At 63.7% G+C, this 17,079-nt stretch carries 16 protein-coding genes; 6 read left to right on the top strand and 10 right to left on the bottom strand.

The window, feature by feature from the left end:
• The first annotated feature begins 24 nt into the window (after positions 1 to 24).
• Complete coding sequence (locus H0I86_RS03390; protein WP_180924035.1) at positions 25 to 495, top strand: prepilin peptidase; 471 nt, start codon at positions 25 to 27, stop codon at positions 493 to 495.
• Positions 496 to 619: 124 nt separating this feature from the next.
• Positions 620 to 1,411: a response regulator transcription factor gene (locus H0I86_RS03395; RefSeq protein ID WP_180924036.1), complete on the top strand. Its 792-nt coding sequence runs from the start codon at positions 620 to 622 to the stop codon at positions 1,409 to 1,411.
• An 83-nt stretch (positions 1,412 to 1,494) separates the two neighbouring features.
• Here H0I86_RS03395 and H0I86_RS03400 read toward each other — a convergent pair whose 3' ends face one another.
• Genes H0I86_RS03400 through cpaB form a run of 6 tightly spaced genes read right to left on the bottom strand, consistent with a single transcriptional unit; the run spans position 1,495 to position 6,871 of the window.
• Positions 1,495 to 2,382 (bottom strand): type II secretion system F family protein, encoded by an 888-nt coding sequence (locus H0I86_RS03400; RefSeq protein ID WP_180924037.1) that lies wholly within the window; start codon positions 2,380 to 2,382, stop codon positions 1,495 to 1,497.
• A gap of 1 nt (position 2,383) precedes the next feature.
• Positions 2,384 to 3,268 carry a type II secretion system F family protein gene (locus H0I86_RS03405; RefSeq protein WP_180924038.1) on the bottom strand — a complete coding sequence of 295 codons (885 nt, stop codon included), beginning with the start codon at positions 3,266 to 3,268 and terminating at the stop codon, positions 2,384 to 2,386.
• A gap of 18 nt (positions 3,269 to 3,286) precedes the next feature.
• Entirely contained in the window at positions 3,287 to 4,561 is a 1,275-nt protein-coding gene (locus H0I86_RS03410; RefSeq protein WP_180924039.1) for a TadA family conjugal transfer-associated ATPase, read from the bottom strand.
• Complete coding sequence (locus H0I86_RS03415) at positions 4,558 to 5,748, bottom strand: CpaE/TadZ family protein (protein WP_180924040.1); 1,191 nt, start codon at positions 5,746 to 5,748, stop codon at positions 4,558 to 4,560. The genes H0I86_RS03410 and H0I86_RS03415 overlap by 4 nt, the downstream gene beginning before the upstream one ends.
• Positions 5,745 to 5,912, bottom strand: coding sequence for a hypothetical protein (locus tag H0I86_RS03420; protein WP_258019390.1), 168 nt, complete (start codon positions 5,910 to 5,912; stop codon positions 5,745 to 5,747). The genes H0I86_RS03415 and H0I86_RS03420 overlap by 4 nt, the downstream gene beginning before the upstream one ends.
• 20 nt (positions 5,913 to 5,932) lie before the next feature.
• Positions 5,933 to 6,871: a Flp pilus assembly protein CpaB gene (cpaB, locus tag H0I86_RS03425; RefSeq protein ID WP_180924042.1), complete on the bottom strand. Its 939-nt coding sequence runs from the start codon at positions 6,869 to 6,871 to the stop codon at positions 5,933 to 5,935.
• A gap of 323 nt (positions 6,872 to 7,194) precedes the next feature.
• On the opposite strand from cpaB, the gene H0I86_RS03430 reads away from it, so the two are divergent.
• The 3 genes from H0I86_RS03430 (at position 7,195) to H0I86_RS03440 (ending at position 10,456) form a co-directional block, all read left to right on the top strand.
• A complete protein-coding gene (locus tag H0I86_RS03430; protein ID WP_180924043.1) occupies positions 7,195 to 7,404 on the top strand; it encodes a Flp family type IVb pilin in 210 nt (69 codons plus the stop codon).
• 75 nt (positions 7,405 to 7,479) lie between these two features.
• The gene (locus H0I86_RS03435; RefSeq protein ID WP_180924044.1) at positions 7,480 to 7,893 is read left to right on the top strand and encodes a response regulator; all 414 of its coding nucleotides are present in this window, start codon (positions 7,480 to 7,482) and stop codon (positions 7,891 to 7,893) included.
• 190 nt (positions 7,894 to 8,083) lie between these two features.
• Positions 8,084 to 10,456 (top strand): autotransporter family protein, encoded by a 2,373-nt coding sequence (locus H0I86_RS03440; RefSeq protein WP_180924045.1) that lies wholly within the window; start codon positions 8,084 to 8,086, stop codon positions 10,454 to 10,456.
• Positions 10,457 to 10,519: 63 nt separating this feature from the next.
• Here the strand turns inward: H0I86_RS03440 and H0I86_RS03445 are convergent, their stop codons facing one another.
• Positions 10,520 to 12,190, bottom strand: coding sequence for a ShlB/FhaC/HecB family hemolysin secretion/activation protein (locus tag H0I86_RS03445; RefSeq protein WP_180924046.1), 1,671 nt, complete (start codon positions 12,188 to 12,190; stop codon positions 10,520 to 10,522).
• A 198-nt stretch (positions 12,191 to 12,388) separates the two neighbouring features.
• Positions 12,389 to 14,032 carry a collagen-like triple helix repeat-containing protein gene (locus H0I86_RS03450; protein ID WP_180924047.1) on the bottom strand — a complete coding sequence of 548 codons (1,644 nt, stop codon included), beginning with the start codon at positions 14,030 to 14,032 and terminating at the stop codon, positions 12,389 to 12,391.
• Between the two features lie 373 nt (positions 14,033 to 14,405).
• On the opposite strand from H0I86_RS03450, the gene H0I86_RS03455 reads away from it, so the two are divergent.
• Complete coding sequence (locus H0I86_RS03455) at positions 14,406 to 14,855, top strand: DMT family transporter (protein WP_180924048.1); 450 nt, start codon at positions 14,406 to 14,408, stop codon at positions 14,853 to 14,855.
• 7 nt (positions 14,856 to 14,862) lie between these two features.
• On the opposite strand, the gene H0I86_RS03460 is transcribed toward H0I86_RS03455, so the two are convergent.
• Together H0I86_RS03460 and H0I86_RS03465 are read right to left on the bottom strand one after the other, a co-directional pair.
• On the bottom strand, positions 14,863 to 15,717 hold the full coding sequence (locus tag H0I86_RS03460; protein ID WP_180924049.1) for a MaoC family dehydratase: 855 nt from the start codon (positions 15,715 to 15,717) through the stop codon (positions 14,863 to 14,865).
• Between the two features lie 2 nt (positions 15,718 to 15,719).
• Positions 15,720 to 17,072 (bottom strand): 3-oxoacyl-ACP reductase, encoded by a 1,353-nt coding sequence (locus H0I86_RS03465; RefSeq protein ID WP_180924050.1) that lies wholly within the window; start codon positions 17,070 to 17,072, stop codon positions 15,720 to 15,722.
• Between the last annotated feature and the right edge of the window lie 7 nt (positions 17,073 to 17,079).

A 17,079-nucleotide genomic window follows, 5' to 3' on the forward strand; every position in this document is an offset into this window, starting at 1 on the left:
GCCAGAAGGGATGTTTTTTAACCGATGCAACATTGGATTCTATTGGCTTGGCTGGGGCTGTGTGCGGTGCAGGATGTCCGCCAGCGTCATCTCGCAAACGGCTTGACCCTGGGTGTCGCGCTGCTGGCGCTGGGTTACTTGCTATGGGCCGGCAACACCTGGCTGGGAGCCGACGCGGTGGAAGGGGGCAGGGCGCTGTTGCTGGCGTTGCTGCTGACCGTGCCGGGCTATGTGCTGGGCCGGATGGGCGGCGGTGACGTGAAACTCCTGGCGGCCCTGGGGCTGGCGTCCGACCCCTTGCACCTGCTGGGTACCTTCATCGGTGCCGCGTTGGCCAGCGGCCTGTGGTGGCTGCTTGCGCCCAGGCTGTTGCCCGCTCTCGACCAGCCGCTGGCAAGGCCCTTGCGCCACCTCGATCCGCGGCAGGGGCAAAAGTACGCCTTTGCCCCTTTTGTCCTTGTCGGCATGGCCCTGACCCTGCTGTGGATCCGCTAGTCGTCGTGCCATCTATCTCTATGTACATAGTCGGAAAGTAGTCTACGTTTATCCTGTACCTGCCCGAAGTGGACGCGGCAGGGCAGGAGCATTCGTCTTGGGCTTGCCAGGCATGGAGTTGCGCGTGAACAAGCTTGTATCCCGCATCAAAGTACTCGTGGTCGACGACCAGTCGCTGATAGTCGAAGAGCTTTGCGAGTTTCTTGAAGGCAGCGGTTATCGTTGCGTCCCTTGTGAGTCCAGCCGTCAGGCGATCCAGCAGTTCAATGAAGATGCCGAAATCGGCCTGGTACTGTGCGACCTGCGCATGCCCGATCTCGATGGCATCCAGTTGGTGCAGGAACTGCAGCGCATCGCCGGCAAGCATCGGGTCTTCGAAGCCATCATGCTCACCGGCCAGGCCGACAAGCAGGATGTGATCAAGGCCTTGCGCGCCGGCATCGCCGACTACTACCAGAAACCGATCGACCTCGATGAACTGCTGGTCGGCCTGCAACGCCAGGAAGCGACCTTGCAGGAGCGGCAGAAAAACCTGCAGCTGGGGCATCTGAACCAGAAGCTGCAATTCCTTTCCGAATCCATCGACGACCTTTACCAGGATCTGGACAAAGTGCGTCGCGCGCCACTCGCACCACCGACGACGCAGGCGTCGGACAAGGGCGGCGGCGAGGGGGAGCAGAGCGAAATCCCGGCGATCTTCAGCCAGCTGTCGCCCCGGCAACTGGATGTGGCTCGCCTGGTGGGCAAGGGGCAGACCAACTACCAGATCGCCTGTGAACTGGGGATCACGGAAAACACCGTGAAGCTCTATGTGTCCCAGGTGCTGCGCCTGACCCATATGCACAATCGCACCCAATTGGCGTTGGCGCTGGCACCCAGCAACTCGGGGTTGCGCCAGCGCGTGACCGCGCACTGATCCCTCTCGACACGCAGCAAATCCCGGTAGCCCCGAGGGTTTGCTGCGTCCTGCAGGCCAGCTTTTACGCTGCTTCCTTCTACCTATTGGGCGAAAGCCCGGGCAATGGCGCTGACGCCAGGTCCGGCCAGGACGATCAGTAACGCCGGGAAGAGAAACAGCATCATCACTACGGACATTTTCGCGGACATCTTCGAGATGTATTCCTGCAGGCGCGTCAGGCGCCGGTCATCGAGCAGCAGCTTGAGCGACTGCAACGACTTCATCGCCCCACCGCCCTGGTGGATCAGTTGCTGAAGGATCACGCAGGTGTCGGTGAACTCATCGACGGCCAGCAGCCGTGCGGACTTGTTCAGTTCTTCCCCCAGTTCCAGGCCGGAATCCACCCGGGCCAGCACCAGGTGCAACTCCTGGGTCAGGGCCGGCAGCAGCTTCTGCGCGTCCTTGCTCAACACCCGCAGGGCCTGTTCCACCGCCATGCCCGATTCGAACAGGATGCGCACCAGGGGAATGAAGGTGGAGATATCGACCGCCAGTTGTTTCTGCCGCCTGCTGGCGGCCATGGCCAATAGACGCTTGGGCAACAGGTAGCCGATGCTCAGGGCGAACACCGGGGCGACCCAGTGGTTTTTCGCCGCCGGGAAAAACACCCCCTGGATCACCAGGGTCAGGCCCAGGGCGAGAATCGGTACGCCGATCTGGCAGGCGGCGAACAGCGAGCGTTGCCGCGCGCTGCGCCAGCCCAGGCGGTTGAGCAGCAACTGGGTTTCGTTGTCGAGCCTGACCGCGTGCTGACCGATCTTGCTGTCGCCCAGCACGTGCAGCCAGTTGCCGAGTGGGTTGTCGCGCGCCAGGTGCCCCTGCAGGCGTTCGGTCACCTGACGAGTCCGCCGACGCTGTTCCAGCAAGCTGCTCAGCATCAGTAGCATGGCGGCGAGAAACAACAGCGCACTGATCAGCAAGGCCGTCATGTCAAACACTCCGCAGCATGCGCCAGAGCAGGGCGCAACCGACGACCTGCAACCCGAAGGCGGCCAGCAGCATCATCTGGCCTGAACTCTGGTTCCACATACTCATCAAGTAGGTCGGGTTGGCTATCAGGAAATAGCCGGCCAGTGACACCGGCAGGGCCGCGAGGACCATCGCCGTGACACGGGTTTCGCCGGTCATGGCGCGCAGCTGCCGGGCGGCCTGGTCGCGCTCGCGGATCAGCTTGATCAGGTTTTCCAGCAGCTCGCTGGCATTGCCGCCATAGCGGTGGTTGACCTTGAGCCCGAGGGCGAGCAGGCGCAGTTCATCGCGCTCGTACAATTCGGCGAAGTCGGCCACCGCATCCGGCAGGTTGACCCCCAGCAGCACGTTGCGCTGGACCCGGCCCATGGCGTGCTTCAACGGATTGTCGGCAGCTTCGATGCCGCCCAGCACCGCGTCGGCCAGGGTGCGTCCCGACTTGAGGCTGCGCACGGCATGGTCGAGCAATGGCGGTAGCTGTTCGATCATGCGCTTGAGGCGCCGCCGGTACAGCCAGCTGATGTACAGGCGCAGCAGCAGGGGCGGCGCGACGAGCAGGGCGAGCAGCCCCGGCCATTTGCCCAGCCCATACCCGAGCATGCAGCCCGCGGCCCAGACCACCAGCCATAGCCCCAGGCGCTCGGTGGGACGACCGAGGCCGGCGCGCAGAAAGGCCCTTTCGAGCCGGCTCCAGGAGGTCTTTTCCATGTTCAGTTGTGGTTGCCCCTGGGCCAGGCGGTCGAGCACCCGGGCGGTGCGGGCCTGGCGCAGGCCGTTGTAGAACATCCAGCCCGACAGCCCCAGCAGGGTCAGGCACAGGAGGGCAAGCAGCACGGGACCTGGCATGCGGTGGCGCTCCCTGGTTCAGTTGACGGGCAGGTCTGCGTCGCGTCGCAGCTTGTCGCCAGCGGGGTTGGCCGCTTCGCGCAGAAAGCCGAAACCGCTACGTCGGTTCAGACGGAACAGGGTGTTGGTGACGTAGACGTTCTCGCGCACGCCGACCACTTCCACCACCTCGCTGACGCAGCGCCGGCCATCGGGCAGGCGCGTCAGTTGAATCACCACGTCCAGGGCCGCGCAGATCATCTGTCGCAGGGTGCGTTCGGCCACCTGGCGCCCGGTCAGACCCACCAGGGTTTCCAGGCGCAGCAGGGCATCCTGGGCATTGTTGGCGTGCACGGTGCTCATGGAACCGTCGTGGCCGGTGTTCATCGCCGTCAGCACATCGAGCACTTCGACGCCACGGATCTCGCCGAGGATGATCCGGTCCGGGCGCATGCGCAGGGCGTTGCGGATCAGGTCGCTGGCCTTGACCTCGCCATGCCCTTCGGCGTTCGGCGGACGGGTTTCCAGGCGCACCACATGGGGATGGCCCAGTTGCAGTTCGGCCACGTCCTCGATGGTCACCAGGCGTTCGTGAGGGTTGATCAACTGGCTGAGGATATTCAGAAGGGTGGTCTTGCCGGTGCCGGTGCCGCCGCTGATCAGGATGTTGCAACGCTTGCCCACGGCCTCCTGGACGAATTCGAAGATGGCCTGGTCGATAGTCTGCATGGCCATCAGGTCGCTGCTCTTGAGCATGTCCTTGCGGAATTTGCGGATCGACAGGCAAGGGCCGTCGAGGGCGATCGGCGGGATGATGGCGTTGACCCGGCTGCCGTCGGGCAGCCGGGCATCGACCATGGGCGAGGACTCGTCGAGGCGCCTGCCCAGGGGCGCGAGGATGCGTTGCATGACCCGCTCCACATGGTGCGCGTCGATGAAGCGCAGATCGCTCTGGTACAGCACGCCATCGCGCTCGACGAACACCCGGTGCGGGCCGTTGACCAGGATCTCGGTTACCGCCGGATCGCGCAGTAAGACTTCCAGCGGGCCGAAACCGGTGAGTTCGTCCACCAGCTCTTCGGCCAGGCGCTCCATTTCATAGCGGGAAATCGCCAGGTGCAGGCGGGAGATGTACTCGGCCACCTTGTCGGTAATGAAGCGCGCCAGTGCCTGGCGCGAACCTTCCAGCAGGTTTTTCCCCGACTCCTCGATGGCGTCGATGACGTAGCGATGCAGCACCAGCTTCAGGCCCTCGTGATCGGTGTTGCCGATGGGGCTGTGGGATTGGGCGCCAAAAAGTTTTTCTCTGCTCATCTACTTCCCCTGAGGCGCTCGAACCAGCCGGGTTTTGCCGTGGGCAGCCCTTGGGAGCGCCTGGCCAGGTGCTCGCCGAGGGTCTTCAGGGCTTGGGTCAGGCCTTCGCGGGGGGCCAGTTCGAACAGCGTGACGCCCTGGTTTTTCGCGTTGAGACGCACCTCGGGGCTATAGGCCAGGACCGCGTTCACTTCCAGGGCAAAACTCTTGCCCAGGGTTTCCGCATCCGGCGCGACCCCGCGCAGGTAGCGGTCGACCAATAGGCGGGCGTGTTCCAGCTTCATGCCTTTTTCGCGCCAGAGGTTGAGCACCGCGAGGTTGCGGCGGCAGTCGAGCACGCTCTGGTCGGTGTACCAGAGCAGCTTGTCGCAATGGCCGACGAAGGTGCGCAGGGCTTCGCTGTCCGGTTGTCCGGTGAGGTTCACCATGATGTGCTGGAAGTGCTGGCGCAGGGCGCTGAGCAGCATGTACAACTCGGCGGCGCTGGTGCTCTCCAGCGGCTCGTCATGGCTGGCGTAGGCCAGGATCCGCAGCCCGGCTTCGGTGCTGGTGAAGGCACTGTCGATCAGGGTTGCATCCAGGCGCCGCAGATGGCGCAAGGCATCGCCGAAGTGGAACGAACTTTCCAGCCCCAGCAGCGCCAGGCTGTCGCCGCGTGGCAGGCCGAGGTCGAGCAACAGGGTCTGCTGGCCGCTCTTTTGCACTACCAGCGCCAGATGGCTGGCGAGCAGGGCGCCATCGGCATCGCTCTGGGTGCCGTAGAGCACGGTCAGGCCGCCAAGCTGGGTGCTTGGCGTGACCTGGGGCAGGCGTTTGCTCAGGCGCCGTACCAGGCCGGCCACCTCGCTGGAGCGCGAGCCGTAGGCCACGAAGTCGCGGGCTCCGGCGCGCATGGCATTGAGTACCAGTTGGTTGTCCATGCCGTCGCCCAGGGCGACGATGGCCAGCATCGGCTTGGCCTCCAGTGCGCCCTCGATCAGCGCCGCCTGGCTGACCACATGTTCGCGATCGAGGCCGACGAAGACCAGGCTGGCGCATGTCACATCCACCAGCGCCAGCAACTCGTCGAGGCTGCCGCTGCCCGCGCTGACCACCTGCCCGAGTGGCGCCAGGGCGCCTTGCAACCATTCCAGGTCGGTGCCGTTGCGGGTGATCGCGAGGAAGGTCTGGCTCAGGTTCTGACTCATTGCGATAGCCCACTGCATTTATTGAAGTTGCGGTTTTCCAGGGAGTACGGGCAGTACCGGTCCGGGTCGTGGTTGCGCAGCGGTACGTCGCCCTCGACAGGCACACCGCTCGACATCAGGGCCCGGATCAGGCCTTTGCACAGGGGCTGGGAATCATTGGACATGAAGAAGTGTCCTTGCATGATCAGGGTGTTTGTTGGCTCGCTTCGATGCCGCGTATGACTTCTATCTGGGCGCGACGCGCTGCGGCGTCGAAGGTTCTGGCGGTGGAGGGAGGGCGTGTGGACAGGGCTAGCTGGTTGAACTGGACCAGGGACCTGTCGACGTTTTGCAGATGCTTCGACGCGCTTTTTTCGCCCGCCCAGTAATGCGCCAGGCGTTTCTCGTCGGCGCTGCGTACCGCCAGGCGCAGCACGCCGGCTTGGGCCGCAAGCATCAAGCGGCTCAGCAAAGGTTCCGGGACGGCCAGCAACACGCTGCGCGCGTTCAGGCGACGCTGATCCTGCTTGAGTTTTTCCTCGGCACTGGCGGGCGGCGAGCCCGGCTTGCCATCGTTGGTCAAGCCCAGTTGCTCGCCGATGCCAAGTACCCGCAGGGCCGGTACCACGACCTGGGCCGAGGGCAGCAGATTGTTGCTGTCCTGGCGCAGGAACAGCAGCACATCGACGTAGTCGCCAGGGCTCAGTTGCCCGCTGGCGCCGATGACTTCGTCTACCGCGACCGCCAGGGCGCGCTCATCGGGACGGATCATACGGGCCACGCTGCCACCGGCTTCGAAGCTTTCCTCGCTCAGCCAGGTCCCCGCCGACAGCGCCCGCCATGGGGTGCGTCCGATGACCTGGTCGAGACTTTTGAGGCTGCCGGCGGGGGCGGTGCGCAGCCGCTCCAGCGTGACATCGCCGGCCTTGATGGGAACGAACGGAGGGATGTCGCGGACCAGCACCGCGACGGGCTGGCGGGTCGCATCTTCGGCGGAAGCCGTGACGGTTTGCACGGTGGTGGGGGAAGGCTGCGCCACAGGTTCCGCTGCGGGCCGACGACTCAATGCCACACCCCAGTAACCGGCAATGAGGGCCCCCACCAGAAACACCCCAGCCAACCCCATAGTGATACGACTGTTCATGACGGCTCTCCCTTTCCCGCTGCATTACCGACTCGCAGATTCCAACGAGCCAATTTCGCAATCAGGCAGCTATGAACATGCAACTATTTCGCTATTTGAAGGTAGAACAGCTGCAACAAAACGCCATTACTGTTGAGAAAATAACTTGGCTCATCCGCGCCCTGTCCGATGCCGCGTTTTTTTTGACGCCAAGGGAGCGAACTAATACTTAATGATTAATCAGTTCTTACAGTTGTTGGCTGGAAGTTTGTTGACAATGCTGTGGTGGCACAGGGGAATCATGTTGCAACGCTGCAACACTCGGTGCATTGAGGAGAAACCAGATGTTGTTCATTCTCGTCACCCAATGGATCGCCCTTCAAACCTCCCGGCTCTTGCGTTTGCTCAAGAACAACGAGGGGGCGTCAGGGATCGAATACGCACTTATCGCCGGCATGGTGGCCGTGGCCATCGCGACATTCGTGCCGACTATCTCTACTGCTATCACAGGCACCTTCAATACATTGCTCACTGCGTTGGGTGGTGGTGAATGATGTTCAGCTGTTACGACGTTTTAGAATGTCGATGCCCTCGGGCAATGAGTACGCAGTCACTTTCAGGTATTGCCCATGAGCTCCTCTTCTTCACCACGCCAGCAGCTTCTTCTCGTGGACGATGAAGAGGACGCGCTGCTCGAGCTGGCCGAGTTGCTGGAAGGTGAAGGCTTTTGCTGCTTCACTGCGACCTCGGTCAAGCTCGCCCTGGCCCATCTCACTCAACACCCCGATATCGCGCTGGTCATCACCGACCTGCGCATGCCGGAGGAGAGTGGCCTGTCGCTGATCCGGCGACTGCGCGATCACACATCCCGCCAACACCTGCCGGTGATCGTCACCTCGGGCCATGCCGACATGGATGACGTCAGCGACCTGCTGCGCCTTCAAGTGCTGGACCTGTTCCGCAAACCCATCTACCACGTGCGCCTGCTGGAAACCCTGAACACCCTGTTCCCGCAGCCGCGCATCCACTTGGTCAATCCCTGAACCTTCGCACTCTTCCCGAGGCCCGGTGTTGTCGCCGTCGGTTTGACTTTTTGATGGTGTCACAATGATGGCTCCTGTACATTTGCCGCCGCTTGTCCGGGCGTTTGCCGACAAGCCGGTAGGGATGCCTGAAAGACACCGGCGCGCCTGCTGAAACCTGTCGTCCGTGTTTCTGGAAGGGATATCCCCATTGAATACTTCATTGCTGCGCCGCTCGCTGCTGGCGCTGTCTGTGGCCGCCGTCGCGGCCCATGCTTCATCGTCGATGGCGGCGGACCTGAACTACGACCTCGGTGGCGGTGCGTTGAACAGCACGCTGCAGACCTTCGGCAATGTGCTGTTGAGCGGGACCTCGCAAAACAGCGGCGCCGATTTCAGGGGGCTGACGGTCCAGGGCAGCTTTATCAATGACGGGGCGGTCAACTTCAGCAGCGGCTCGACCCAGGCCGGGTTGTTCTTCTCTTCCCAGGCGTCGACCGCTTCGACCTTTACCGGCGATTTCATCAACCGCGGTTCGGTGCGGATCGATGGCCTGGATGCGTCCGCCTTGCCGAGCGGCATCCTGCATTCCGGCAGCCGCATCGGTGGCAACCTGATCAACGAAGGCGATATTTCCGTGACGGCCACGGGAGCCGTGGGCCTGGATCTCTATCAGTCGAATATCACTGGCCAGGTGCTCAACAAGGGGACGATTGCGGTCAGGGGGGATGACGCCCATGGTCTGCTGGTACTTTCCAGGCTGTCCAATATCGACAACAGTGGGACGATCAGCGCCCGTGGGCAGAACGCCAAGGGCATCGAAATTGAAAACGCTGTCTTCTCTGGATTTGCCCGCAGCCATATCAACAACAGTGGCACGATTTCGGCTGATAGCATTGGCATCCATATAATCAGCCTGGCCAATAACCCGTCTTCTTTTTCCATCATCCAGACCGCTGGCCTTATTGAGGGCGGTACCGCAGCGATTCAGGACGATCACCAGCGTACTTTTTTCTACTGGGAAGGGGGGCAGGTCAAAGGCGATCTGCTCGGTCTTTCCGCTGTGCTGGCCAGTGGTGAGGTGAGCTTCGATGGCTCGACCATTCGTGCCGGCTATGTGGACATCGCTGACGCTCGCCTGACCCTGTTACGTCCGCATACCACCCTCGATGGTGGGCTCGACCTGGACTCTTCGACCGCCATCCTGCGCTTGCTGCTGGACAACGATACCCACCCGACGACGCCGATCCTCAAGGTCACGGGCGCGACCTATTTCAGCGAAGGCAGCCGTATCGAGCTGGCGGCGCGCTCCAGCGATTTCCGCACCGGTGCCGATGGCACGCGCTACACCCTGATCAACACCGGCAGCTGGGAAGAGCCGCAGAACGCCAATGTGGTGTCGTCGTCCGCGTTGCTGGAAGTCAAAAGCTTCGGCATCGAAGGCAATGACTTGAAGGCGCTGGTCACCACCAAGAACGCGGCGGTGGTCGAGGAGAACATCATCCAGGCGGACGGTTCGCAAAACGCCGCGAACGCCATCAAGCCGTTGTCGAACAGCCTCATGTCACGGCTCGCTGAAAACGATCCGGTGTTCCGCGCCTTTGCCAGCGCCTCGTCGGACGCCGAGCTGGCCAGGCTCTCCGAGACCCTGGGCCCGGATGTCAGTCGTGGGGTGATTCATGCCGCCACCAGCGGCCAGAGCCTGGTCAACAACGTGATCACCAACCGCTCCAGCAGCGCTCGCAATGGCCTGTCTTCGGGTGACGTGCTGGCCGAGAAGGGCGTGTGGCTCCAGGCGTTGTCCAGTGATGCCGACCAGGACAGCCGCAAGGGCGTCGAGGGCTATGACGCCAACAGCCACGGGATCGCCGTGGGTGCCGATGGCCAGCTCAACGCCGACACCACACTGGGCCTGGCCTACAGCTACCTGGACAGCGACGTGAAATCCTCCAGCGGCAACAAGACCGATGTCACCGGCCATGCGCTGACTCTGTATGGCGACTGGAGCCACGACAACTTCTTTGTCGACGCTTCGTTGATGTACGGCTGGAACGACAACGAGTCCAAGCGCTACGTCGCCGGCACCCGCGCCAAGGGCGACTACGACAGTGAAATCTTCGGCGTCAATGTCCTGGCTGGCTACAGCCTGCGTCTTGACCGGCACCTGCTGCTCGAACCGCAGATCGGTGCCCGTTACGCCAACGTGATGATCGATTCGTACCGGGAAAAAGGCAGCTCGGCGGCCTTGAATGTCGCCAGCCAGCGTTATGAAGTGGGCGAGATGGGCATCGGCGCGCGCCTGGCCGCCGCGTTCGATCTGGGTCGCGGCAGCCTGGAGCCGGAAGCCAGGATCATGGCCTGGCACGACTTCATCGCTGACAAGGCCAACACCACCTCGACCTTTGTCCTGGGGGGCACGCCATTCACCACCAGCGGCGCATCGCCGATACGCGACAGCTACGAAACGAGCCTGGGCGCGACCTATCGCGTCGGTGCCTGGAGCCTGGGCGGTTCGTACAACTACCTGGCCAAGACCGACTTCTCTGCCGACACTTTCACCGCCAAGGTGCGCTACGACTTCTGATGCTCGCCTGGACAAGACGACCCGCCTTCGAGCGGGTCGTGTCCGTTTGGCTTGAGGGGCTTTTTACAGCTGGTAGCTGAAACTCAGGGTGTAGCGCGGGCGCCGGTTGTGGGTGTCCAGCGCTTCATCGGACATCGGCTTGGCCGCTTCGAGGGAGATGTTGTAGTACTTGGCGTCGCCAAAGCGCAGGCCGACGGCGGCCGATGACAGGCTGTTGCCCTTGACCGGCAGTTCGTTGAACCAGGTGCGCGAGCGATCCAGCACCACGTACGGCTGGAGGATTCGCAACCAGCGGTCTTCGCGATTGAAGCTGTAGTTCACTTCGTAAGCCGCGCCCCAGCCCTTGTCGCCCGACGCCTGGTCGTCGGGGTAACCGCGGCCGAAGTTCTGGCCGCCGAACACCGCGCGTTCGCTGTCGGGCAGGTTGTCGCGGCTCCAGTACAGGGCCGCCGACAGCACCCCTTGCCAGTTGTCGAAGAACTTGTCGCTCTGCACGCCGGACAGGCGCACGCGGAAGAAGTCCAGGTCATACAGGTCGTCGTTGGTCTTCGCACCCAGGGCGTCCAGCCCCTGGTACACCCCGGCACTGAGAATCCGCAGTTGGCGTGCGTTGGCCTTGCGCCAGTCGCCCTCGAAGGCCAGGGCGCGAATGTCGGTTTTCAGTTCGACGCTCTGCGGATAACCCACCACTTGATAGCGGGTCTTGTCGTTGACCGCATACAGGCGCGAACCCAGGATCAGCAGCTCGTTGGGCGACGCGATGACCGGGTGGCTCAAGCCTATGGAGTAGCGATCGTTCTCTCGGTGGGGCTTGAGCTCGAGGCCGTTGTCGAGCTGCACATTGGTCCCCGGGTCGGCGCGGTAGCGCGTGCCGTACAGGCTCAGCTGGGTGCCTTCGTCATTGAGAAACTGGTTGTAGTCCAGGCGGTAGTAGTGCTCGTGATCGTCCCCCGGCGGGAACAGGCCGCTGAGGGTTACCTGCTCGCCCATGGAGGTCTGCGAGTTACTGCTGACCGCCAACAGGGCTTGCAGGCCATTGCGGTTGTCGTCGGTGGTGCTGAGGCTGCTGGTGAAGGGTTTGCGGCTGGCCTGGGCAATCAGGTAGGCCGCGCCGTCGGTGGTGCCCGGTGGCGGCACCTGGGCTTGCAGGGTGACCCCGGGAATGCGGCTCATCAGGGTGGTGTAGTGCTCGAAGGTCTTGCGGGTCAGTGGCCGTTCGGCCTTGAGTTTTGCCACCAGTTTGTCGAGGTAGGCCGAGACCGGGCCGATATCGCCCTGCAGCTGATAGTCCTTGATGTAGCCCTCCACCAGGACCACGCGCACGGTGCCCTGGTCGAAGCTCTGTTGTGGCAGGAACGCGTAGGACAACAGGTAGCCGTCCTGCTGGTAGCGGCGGGTGATTTCCCGGGTGGCTTCGATCAGTTGCGCCAGGGTGCTTTCATGGCCGATCAGCGGCTTGTAGATCTCCGCCAACTCGTTCAGCGGATAGAGGGTGCCGCCTTCGATCTGCACGGTGCTGACGTTGACCGTGGTGCCCATCATCAGCGGTTGGGCCTGGGTTTGCGTGGGTGGCGCCAGCTTGGGCGCCGGGGTCGTGGGGCGATAGGCGTCGGCCGGCAGGTTGGGCACCGGCAGGTTGCGGATGGTTTCGTTGCTATTGAGAAAGCTGGGAAGGTTTTCGGCGTGGACGTATGAGCAAAGGGAGACTAACAGCAAGGGAGCCAAAGCGCGCATAGGACACTCCATGGTCAAGTCGCAGCAACGCGAGAGGTACTTCAGTCGGCGGCGCTTGTCAGGGTCTTGGCCTTGATCAAGTACTGCAACCGTCATGCTCCAGACAAGAAAAAGACGAGAGACTCAATCGAATCCCTCGTCTCCAACCAAGCGTAGGCGCTGTAGGTAGGGCCGTCGAATCGGCCAGGTGCAAAACGCTTATCGGGTGCCGCCCAGGGTTCCGGTCAAGCCACCGAGCACACCGCCCAGCACGCCGGTGGTGCCCGTGGTCCCGCTGCCGCTGGTGGTGCCGCCGTTGACCAGGGTCCCGACCGTGGCGACGGTAGCGCCCACGGTGTTGACGGTCTGGCCGACAGTGCTCACCACAGGGTTGGGGGCGCTGGCCGTGATGCTGGTGCCTACCGTGCTGACGGCGCCGCCTACCTGGGTGAGCAGACCGGCCACGGGAGTGCCCACTCCGGTTGTGGCGCCTACTTGTTGGGTCAGGCTGGTGACGGTAGTGGTGACCGGGTTCAACGCTGCGCCGACCGTGGCGCCGACACCGGCCAGTGGCGCAGTGGCGCCGACATTGGCGACACCGGTGCCACCCAGGGCTCCGCCCACCGAGGCCACTACGTTGCCGACCGAGGCACCGCTTACACCCGCGGCACTGACCAGGGTGTTGGTGTTGCCCGCATTCAAGCCGTTACCCAGGTTGACCACCGCACCGCCGACTGTTTCCAGCAGGCCAGCGCCGCCGATGCCGCCACCTGTGCCCGAGCCGCTGGTGGTAGCCAGGCCACCGGCCGTGGTGGCGGTGGTACCGATGTTGTTCAGGGCGCCACCGAGGGTATTGGTCAGCGGGTTGCCGCCGCCGGTGGTGGTGATTTTGTTACCCAGGCTGTCGACCACGCTGCCGACCCGGCTGACCAGCCCGTCGACCGGGGTACCCAGGCCGGTCGTGCTGCCGACCTTGCCGGTCAGGCCTTCTGCCAGGGTGACGACCGGTACCAGCAGGTTGTTGCCCACCTTGTCTGTCACTGTCCCCAGGGGGCCGCTACTGGTCACGGTGGTGAGGGTGTCGCCGAGCATGCTGACCTTGCTGCCGACGCCGTCGAGTACCGGCGCCACCCGGGTGACCACGCCGCCCACCAGGGGAATACTGCTGGTGCTGGTGGCCAGTTTGCCGCTGATGTCCGAGACGCCATCGCCGACGTCCGACACCACGTTGCCGACTATGGCCGTGGTCTTGCTCAAGGCCTGTGGATCGCTGCCCAGTTGGCCTAGGCCATTGGTCAGGCCATCGCCTACGGTGTCGACCACATTGCCGGAGGTGTTCACCGCGCTTTGCAGGACCCCGCCGACTACTGGAAGTGGAGCCAGCGCATTGCTGAGGGTGCTGACACCGTCGCCGACGCCGCTGATGGTGGTGCCGAGGTCGGACACCAGGGTCGAGGTGACCAACGGGGTGGTGGTGGGTGTCGTCGGGTCGGTCGGGTTCGTTGGGTTGGTCGGATCGGTGCCGCCACCTCCACCGGTTCCGTCACCCGTGCCTCCGGTGCCTCCGGTGCCGCCAGTGCCACCTGTCCCTGCGGTACCGCCGCCGGTCCCACCTGTACCATCAGTGCCGCCGTCGATTCCGCCGGTCCCGCCTGTGCCTGCGGTGCCGCCACCGGTTCCGCCTGCGCCACCCGAACCATCGCCTGCGCCGCCGGAACCACTGTCGGTACCTGCCGCGCTGTCAGGCGAGGAGCTGCCGGAGCTGCTCTTGTGGCCGCCACCGCCGCTGCTGCAGCCGGTCAGGCCGAGGGCCAGGATCAGGGCCAGTGCTGTGCTTGTTTTCAACCAGACTTGAGTTTTCATGAGTGAGATTCCTTGCACCTGTTACAACGTTTTGTCGTTTTCGATAACTCCCCAGTTCTGTTGCCGGAGATGTTTTCGTCCGTTGTCGCTATAAAAGGTCCAAGGGCTTTTTTTCACCATTCTCAACTTGGTATTAACAACTTATATATCGGCTGTTTTTGCTCCTGCGGAGGGACTAATACCAAAGGTATGGTGGACGCATCTATTTTTAATAAGGTGTTATTAATCAGTATCTTGTATTTTTGGTTTTCGAAGTTTCAGGGCACTTAAACGAAAGTTATATATATACAATTAATTGTCTGGCGGCCCCGTCACGGATTTGGCGTCAACTTGCCTTATAATCCGCAGCCTGGATGTTGTTTGGAGAAACTTTATGCCTGCCCCTGTCTGGTGGCTGCTGTGCCTGCCGGTGGTTGCCGGTGCTTTCCTACCCCTGCAAGCGGGAATCAACGGCCAATTGGCCAAGCAGGTTTCCAGCGTGCTGGCGGCGGCGCTGATCTCGTTTTTTGTTGGTACCGTGGCCTTGCTGGTCCTGGCCATGGCCCAGCGCGAAGTACCCGGCCTGAGTGCCTTGAAAAGCCTGACCTGGTGGCACTGGTGCGGCGGTCTGCTGGGGGCGTTTTTCATTGTCACCGCGGCCTTCGCCGGCCCGCGGATCGGCGCCCTGCTGTTCATGGCCCTGGTGCTGGCCGGGCAGTTGGGCATGGCCCTGGCGCTGGACCATTTCGGCTGGGCGGGTTTTCGCGAGGCGCCCATCAGCCTAGGCAAGATTGCCGGGCTGGTGCTGATCCTGGCGGGGGTGTTCCTGATTCGTCGCGGTTGAGGCGGGCTCAGCCCAACGGTTGCCAATGCCCGCTCATATGCTCCAGGTCGCCCGCGCCGGTCAGGCGCAGGTCACCGCTCGACCCTGCGGCGCTCGCCAGCAGGCACACCTCGCTGGGCAGGCGCACCGGCTTTCGGAAGTCCACGGCGATCTCGATATTGGCCGCCGGCAAATGCTCGCTCAACGCCGCCAGAGTCCGCGCCTTGTTCCACAGGCCGTGGGCGATGGCCTGGGGGAAGCCGAACATTCGGGCGCTCACCGCGCTCAGGTGAATCGGGTTGTAGTCGCCGGACACCCGGGCGTAACGCCGGCCGATATCGGCGGGGGCTTGCCAGCGCGTCAGCTCGCTGAGGCTGGTCTCGCTCGGCGGCTCTTCGGCCGGGGCTTCACCCGGCAGTTGCACACCCCGGCAGAGCATCCGGCTTTGCGCTTCCCACAGGGGCCCGAGAGCGTCGTCGACGCTGGTCAACAGATCGAAAACCGCGCCTTTGGCATGGGGCTGCAAGTTGTCCACACGCACGCTGATGCTCAAGTTGCCGACCCCACCCATGGGCCGCAGCACGCGAATGCGGTTGGCCAGGTGGATCAACCCCAGCAGCGGAAAGGGAAAGTCCTTGGCGGTCAGTAATTGCATCTGCAGGGCGAACGCCAGCACATGGGGATAGGTCGGCGGCAGCAGGCCGTTCTCGGTAAAACCGCAGACCTGGCGATAGGCCGCAAGCTTCGCCGGCTGCACGCTCACCGGGTGGCGCAGGCCATATTCAGGCAGCTCGGTGCCGGTGATTCTGCGGCGGGTCGCGGCCTTCCAGTACAGCTCGGGCAGGTTCGGCGGGGTATCCAGCTCATGCCATTGCAGGCTCATGTTCACGCTCCCAATACGCTTTGCCCACAGACGCGCAGCGCTTGCCCGGTGACCGCGCCGGTGCCCGGCTGGCCGAGCCAGGCCACGGCTTCGGCGACGTCCTGCGGCAGGCCGCCTTGCCCCAGCGAACTCATGCGCCGCCCGGCTTCGCGCAGGGCGAACGGAATGTGCGCGGTCATCTGGGTCTCGATAAAACCCGGGGCCACGGCGTTGATGCTGATGCCGCGCTCCTGCAACAGCGGAGCCCAGGCCTGGGCCAGGCCGATCAGCCCGGCCTTGCTCGCCGCATAGTTGGTCTGCCCGCGATTGCCGGCGATGCCGCTGATGGACGCCAGCAGGATCACCCGGCCGTTGTCGCGCAGGGTGCCGCTGTCCAGCAGTGCCTGGGTCAGCACCTGCGGGGCGTTGAGGTTGACCGCCAGCACCGCGTCCCAGAACTCCGGGGTCATGTTGGCCAGGGTCTTGTCGCGGGTGATGCCAGCGTTATGCACCAGGATATCGATGCCGTCCGGCAACTGTTCCATCAGCCGGGTCGCGGCGTCTTCGGCGCAGATATCCAGGGTGATCGCGTGGCCGCCCAGGCGCGCGGCCAGGGCTTCGAGGTCGGTCTTGGCGGCGGGCACGTCCAGCAGCACCACCTGGGCGCCATCCCGGGCCAGGGTCTCGGCGATCGCCGCGCCAATGCCGCGCGCCGCGCCGGTGACCAGGGCCCGCGCGCCGGCCAGGGGCCGGGTCCAGTCCTGGACCTGGGTGGCGCAGGGGGTCAGGCGGATCGCCTGGCCGGAGATGTAAGCGCTTTTCGGCGAGAGAAAGAACCGCAGCGCGCCTTCCAGCTGGCTTTCGGCACCCTCACCGACGTACAGCAATTGCAGGGTGGCGCCGCCGCGCAGCTCCTTGGCCAGCGAACGGCTGAAGCCCTCCACGGCGCGCTGGGCGCTGGCGGCGAACGGATCTCCGAGGGTTTCCGGGGCGCGGCCGAGAATCACCAGGTGCGCGCTGGGCTCGAGGTTCTTCATCAGCGGCTGGAAAAATTCGCGCAATTGCTTGAGCTGGTCGGTCTGCAGGATATCGCTGGCGTCGAACACCACGGCCTTGAGCCTGGGACCGTGGCCGGGAATCCAGGCCGTGGCGAGGGTCGGATCGGTGCCGTAGCTGTAGATGCTCTCGGTCAGCCGCGGGGCAATGGCGCCGACCTGCTGGGTCAGCTGGCCGCCGCCGATCAGCAGCGCACCCTCGACCGGGCGCATGCGGCCGGCCTGCCAGCGCTCCAGGCGCACCGGCGACGGCAGGCCAAGGGCCCCGACCAGGCGGTGGCCGATGGACGAGTTGGCGAAGTCGATGTAACGATCTGACATGTAACAC

The sequence above is a fragment of the Pseudomonas chlororaphis subsp. aurantiaca genome (assembly GCF_013466605.1).
GTDB classification, from domain to species: Bacteria; Pseudomonadota; Gammaproteobacteria; order Pseudomonadales; family Pseudomonadaceae; genus Aquipseudomonas; species Aquipseudomonas chlororaphis_I.

Coding starts and splice junctions, on each gene's coding strand:
- H0I86_RS03390 (WP_180924035.1), top strand. CDS start 25: ATGCAACATTGGATTCTATTGGCTTGGCTGGGGCTGTGTGCGGTGCAG.
- H0I86_RS03400 (WP_180924037.1), bottom strand. CDS start 2,382: ATGACGGCCTTGCTGATCAGTGCGCTGTTGTTTCTCGCCGCCATGCTA.
- H0I86_RS03405 (WP_180924038.1), bottom strand. CDS start 3,268: ATGCCAGGTCCCGTGCTGCTTGCCCTCCTGTGCCTGACCCTGCTGGGG.
- H0I86_RS03410 (WP_180924039.1), bottom strand. CDS start 4,561: ATGAGCAGAGAAAAACTTTTTGGCGCCCAATCCCACAGCCCCATCGGC.
- H0I86_RS03415 (WP_180924040.1), bottom strand. CDS start 5,748: ATGAGTCAGAACCTGAGCCAGACCTTCCTCGCGATCACCCGCAACGGC.
- H0I86_RS03420 (WP_258019390.1), bottom strand. CDS start 5,912: ATGTCCAATGATTCCCAGCCCCTGTGCAAAGGCCTGATCCGGGCCCTG.
- cpaB (WP_180924042.1), bottom strand. CDS start 6,871: ATGAACAGTCGTATCACTATGGGGTTGGCTGGGGTGTTTCTGGTGGGG.
- H0I86_RS03430 (WP_180924043.1), top strand. CDS start 7,195: ATGTTGTTCATTCTCGTCACCCAATGGATCGCCCTTCAAACCTCCCGG.
- H0I86_RS03435 (WP_180924044.1), top strand. CDS start 7,480: ATGAGCTCCTCTTCTTCACCACGCCAGCAGCTTCTTCTCGTGGACGAT.
- H0I86_RS03445 (WP_180924046.1), bottom strand. CDS start 12,190: ATGCGCGCTTTGGCTCCCTTGCTGTTAGTCTCCCTTTGCTCATACGTC.
- H0I86_RS03450 (WP_180924047.1), bottom strand. CDS start 14,032: ATGAAAACTCAAGTCTGGTTGAAAACAAGCACAGCACTGGCCCTGATC.
- H0I86_RS03455 (WP_180924048.1), top strand. CDS start 14,406: ATGCCTGCCCCTGTCTGGTGGCTGCTGTGCCTGCCGGTGGTTGCCGGT.
- H0I86_RS03460 (WP_180924049.1), bottom strand. CDS start 15,717: ATGAGCCTGCAATGGCATGAGCTGGATACCCCGCCGAACCTGCCCGAG.
- H0I86_RS03465 (WP_180924050.1), bottom strand. CDS start 17,072: ATGTCAGATCGTTACATCGACTTCGCCAACTCGTCCATCGGCCACCGC.